Below are 5,440 nucleotides of genomic sequence, written 5' to 3'. Positions count from 1 at the left end.
GAACTTCCTAGCACACGTGCTTTGCCATAAACCTCAGCATTGCCATAAATTCTAGTCTTATCAAGAAACTTGCCATAAATAGTGTCATAAATTTTTGCATTGCCATACACTTTAGCATGTCCAAAAATATCCCCATAAATCAATGCGTTCTCATAGACTTGCGCATTGCCATAAACCTCAGCTCTAATATGCACGCTAGCATTGCCATAGACCCTTGCATTTTCATAAATTTTAGCAGATCCAGTAATTTTTGCATTATCCAAAACATGGGCATTATCGAAAACCCGCGCATCCCCATAAACCATGGCATTGCCACCGACCCAGCAATTGCCATTATCAGCTAAATTTGCCACCTTGTGTATAAAGCCACCGAGGTCCCCCGCCTTTACATTGGAAAAATCCCTTAAAGCACGAATGCGATAAAGAGTATAATCACCTACTTCAATTGTTTCGTTTGTAAATTCGTATTTTTTTGCAGACTCTTGTTTATTATTAGATGCGGTTTCATTTGAAATGGAAGAAATAACGGGGGTGTTTTGTGATATATTTGTCATAGTTAAAACCTTACGAAAATATTGTTTGTTATTGACAACCCTATAAGGGTGTCGGGTGCTAACAAACACGGTCGTAAGTCCGTTGGCATGCCTTTCCCATAAGGGTTTTGTATAGCATGACCACACCCGACAAAATCGTTATATGCCAATGACAGCATAAAAGAAAGCCAGTGTTTTTAAGAATGGGAGAAACCTTACGTGGTTTATCCGCTTACGATTTAGTGTTTGTTAATCACTTGATTATTTATATAACAAAATACGTATTTATTGTCAATTATTATTTTATCTTTTTTGATATTTTTTATAATTTTTTTAAATTCATTGTGTATATATATTTTCATATGCTTATTAATTGCTTCTTTTATATTTATGTGCTTTTAGAGATATATTATTGGCTTTCTTAAACGATTGTGTTATTTTTTGAATCTATACATTTATAATATTTAGAAACGTTCTCATAATGCGTATTTTTAACTTTATAACGTATCTATTTTTTTACTAAATGAATTTTAAATTTTTTGTGAATTTTGTTTATAAGGCTCTTTAATTTAAACGACCTTAATAGACACCGCGCTCTTATAAAAAATGCATTCATTTGCATTGTGATTATGAAAGCCTGTTTTTTTACACGTGCTTTATAGCTGTTATCTGCTTTATAGCCACCGCATCATTTTTCATTTTCATAAGAGAAACGATAAATAGAATAATTGTGATTTATTGCTTTTTATGAAAACCTCTAAAGAGAGATTGATAACTATAGAGATTAGCAAAATCCCTTTTAATAGACTTTTGTCATTTTTGTCAGTTTAGTCAGTTGTTTTTAGACCCTAGAGTATTTTTTTTAAATGAGAGTAAATTAAAAACATTATTTTTCAATAGGTTAGCATTTTAATGATACAACCCTTATTAAGACATAACCCATAAATTCAACTCATAATATATATTTGTCAGTTATCTGTCAGTAAATTTAACTGACAAAATGATTATTTTAGTGAGTGATTAAAACGTGCTTTATGAAAAGCATATGAAAATGAAAACTGATTACGTTATCCAAATCCCTTTAATGAATTTTTATCAGTCCACTTAAATGGATAAACTTATAATTTTAGAGCATGATTAAAACACGTCTTTAAAAAGCATGTGATCTCTTAAAGCCTTTCAATAGAAAGGGGGTATCATCATAAGAAATGCTATCAAGATCATTATGGTTATGAGTTTAGGGGGTTTAGGGGGTTTTGGAGGTTCTTTTTACACCCCCTTTATATATATTTTTTAGTCAAAAATAAAAGTTATTATATTTCAATAAGTTAATGTTTTAAATAAACAACCTGTATTAAACACAACACATAAATACAATCTTTAATATATATTTAAGAGGGTTTTGTAGGTGTTTTGGGGGTTTTTAAAACAGACAAAACCTATAAGCAAAATGAAGATATAAAACTCTCTTTAAAGAGGTTTTTTGAAAGCTATAAAGCTATCATTTGAGATTACGGTATAATCTCTTAAAGGCAATCCAAATGACAGTGTTTAAAAGTGCAAATGATTTCTTTTTAGAATAACGCATGATAAATTTTTTCTTTTAAGATTGTATCTAATTAACTTACAAAAGAGGTATAGCTATATTCTATACCCCTTATGAGTTATAAGGTCTTATAAGCTTATTCAGTTTCTCTAATTTCTAATTTTGGTAGGTTTTTAACAATTTTCATTGTCTCTAAACTTACGGTAATAACCCTTTGAAACAACTCCAATGGATAAGCAGGGTTCCCCATTGTCTCAACAGCATAGCGATTGGCATCATTCACAATACCACTCTTTTTATTAATCTTAACGCATTGACGTTCCATAACCCATTCAAGAGCAGGCTTGCCATTGACGATATATTCATAAGCTTCAAGAGGAATATCTGTTATCGTGATATTACTATTATAAATAACCGTCGATTTATCCTTTTCCTTGCTATTCTTAATTTTTGCGAATTTCATTTCATTCACGTAATAAAACTTTTCTGGATTAGAAATAGCAGTCTGTTTTGGATTACCCTTTTTAAAGGTCACTGGATAAAGTTCCACATCTTCATAATTTACGTGCAAATGACCGAGTTCACGCCCTGCTGTAACAAATTTCCAAAAATCATCAGTACTCTTTACACAAGGGATACGAGGCAACTCTTTAGAGAGGTTATCAGCATAACGAGTACGATAATCCTCTGAATGTAAAAGACCGTAAACATAATAGAATAGATCATCTTTTGTTATATTCTCATTAGGATAAGCAGTTTTAAAATGTTCTAATCCCTCATCAGTAATAGCATCACGCCTCTGTAAACCAACATTGTTGCTTTTCTCTATAGAATTCGTAAATAAATAAGACTGATTATTATCTTTTAAGGCTGTAACATCTTCATAAATATATAGTGGAAAGCATTGGCTAGTATCTATTGCATGATGGTTAGGTAAGTTTTTAGTCATCAATACAGAAAAACCTTTCATTGCTCCTGCGCCAGTAATTTGTATTACCTTATTTTCAACTGCTTTTCCTATAGGGAATATTCGGGGAATTTGATAAACTCCATCATTGAAGATGCTATTATAATAAAGCCATTGTTGTGTAAAAGGACGGTATAGGCTTTGAATAAGGCATTTATCTTCAAACTCGAAAAACTTTCCTCTTACCAACTCTTGTTTAATGTTATGGCTCCAACTAATTTTTCTTTCATCTGAATTTACGAAATCATTTACAACTTTTTCACGTGACTTACGTTCAGCATGTGGATAGATATTGTTAAAACGTTCCACTTCACTATTGTAGAAAGCAATCATATTTCTCATATTCTTCGTGAGAGCTTTACGATTTGAATTGTATGCCCAAGCATCACGATTGGTTTTTAGACCACATGAAAATATTTCAAACAGCTTTTGACCATATCCTTTTTTATCACCTAAGGCTAAAAACGCCTTGAAACTTTCATTACGTTGACAAAGCCAATCACCGTATTCGTCTGGTGTAATCATTTTCCAACCTTGTTCACTCCGTGTAATGCCATCAATACTACCAAGGGCTTCAATTATCGTAAGCTTTTCCTGTCTCGTGAGATAATCTCCAATATCACGGAAATATATTTTCCCACGCTGTTGAGATTCTGGATTTTTTACGAGAATAGAGATAGCAATAGGCGCTCTAGAACCTTCTCCAAAAATTCCACCACTTTCTTTCTTACGTTGTTCTCCAGAAGTCCGAGCATTTCCCCGCAAATGGAAAATATAAAGGCTCGAAAACTCCTCAACGAGGCATTTGCGTAAGCCATCCATAGAACATCCATTGATGAACCCCGCGTTCGTGACAAAGCCGATTACCCCAGCATTATTAATACGGTCACTAGCCCAGCGGATAGCGCGGATATAACTGTCATAAAGCGCTTGCACACAAGTTGTTTTTGATTGAGCAGCATAGGTTTTACGGATACGATTATCTAATATTGGATAAGGACTCTTCTTTGCATTATCGTTTTCATTCTTTTGTCCTACAGAATAAGGGGGATTACCAAAGATAACTTCGATATCCAGATTTTTTTGATGTTCTAAATATTCACTGTTTTCTTTAAATAATTTTTGTAGCAGACTTTTTTCTTCAAGCATCCGAAACGTATCAGTTAAACCAATATGTTTGAACGGTATATATTCACCCTTCATAAGACTATGATAAGTCGATTCAATGTTAATGGCTGCTATGTAATAAGCGAGTAAGACAATCTCATTGGCATGGATATCATGACGGAATTTATATTCCATATCCTCTGGTTTTATGAGATTGGATTGTAAAAGCCTTGTGATAAAGGTACCAGTACCCGTAAAAGGATCGAGAATAGAAACACCACGTGATCCTAGGCTTTTTCCAAATTCATTGCGTAACACTTCATCAACAGAGTGAATGATAAAATCAACAACCTCAACGGGGGTGTAAACAATCCCAAGCCTATCCGTGGTTTTCTTAAATGCCTTGGCAAAAAAATCTTCGTAAAGTTTGATAATAAGGTTCTGTCTTGCTTGGGGTTCGGTAATTCCAGAGGCACGGAATTTTACGCTGTTATAAAATTTTTGTAATTCCTTTGACTCTTGCTGGATATTGGTTTTATCCAACTCAGCTAAGATCTTTTCCATGGCTTGCGAGATACTATTGTTCTGGACAAACTTATTGCCTTCAAACAAAGCTTCAAACACGGGACGCGTCACAAGATGTTGTCCTAACATCTCAAGTGCTTCCTCTTGGGTAATACTGTCGTTTAAATTACTCTTTAACTCCTTATGAAAGCTCTCAAAAGCATGATAGGCTTTACTGGTTTTATCAGAAAGGATATCTTTAAGACGATTAATGTGGTTTTGAGCAATCTCCGCAACATTGTTCGCCCAGATGCCCCAATAATCCGCAAGGGTCGATTTTTTAATCAGAAGGGTTCTGAGAGCATTAGGAAACGCCATCACAAAGTTGAAACGTTCTTGACCATTATGGGGGGTAAGCGATTTTCGCAGTGGATAGACATTCCCCGCACTCGCACTTTCTGGTTTTGCGTGAAGGGGGATATCATCAACAACCGTTGTGACATTCTTTAAGTCACTATTTTGAGAAACCGTAACAATATCTATGATAGAACTTACATCTTGCCCTAAATTCATTTGGTTAAGGGTTTTGCTAAAGTTCTCATCATGAGAAAGCAAAGCACTGAGAACTTGCCAAACAACACTGTACTTTTTATTGTTCCTTAAAGCTTGTTCGGGGGGAATACCAGCTGGTACGCCAACCGGTAAAATGATATAGCCTCTTTTCTTACCCCGTGCGCGACGCATCACACGTCCTACCGCCTGTATCACATCCACTTGGCTTTT

Annotated in this window: 2 protein-coding genes; both read right to left on the bottom strand. The window is 34.4% G+C overall.

What is annotated here, in order from left to right:
* Window positions 1–554 (bottom strand): hypothetical protein (locus tag PVV65_RS08835; RefSeq protein WP_273789908.1); only part of this gene is annotated, 554 nt, incomplete at its 3' end.
* Between the two features lie 1,661 nt (window positions 555–2,215).
* Window positions 2,216–5,440, bottom strand: a 3,225-nt coding sequence (locus tag PVV65_RS08830) for a type ISP restriction/modification enzyme (protein ID WP_273789907.1), incomplete at its 5' end; no start/stop codon positions are given.

The organism is Bartonella sp. ML70XJBT (assembly GCF_028618425.1).
GTDB lineage: Bacteria > Pseudomonadota > Alphaproteobacteria > Rhizobiales > Rhizobiaceae > Bartonella.
This window is presented reverse-complemented; position numbering and strand designations above follow the sequence as displayed.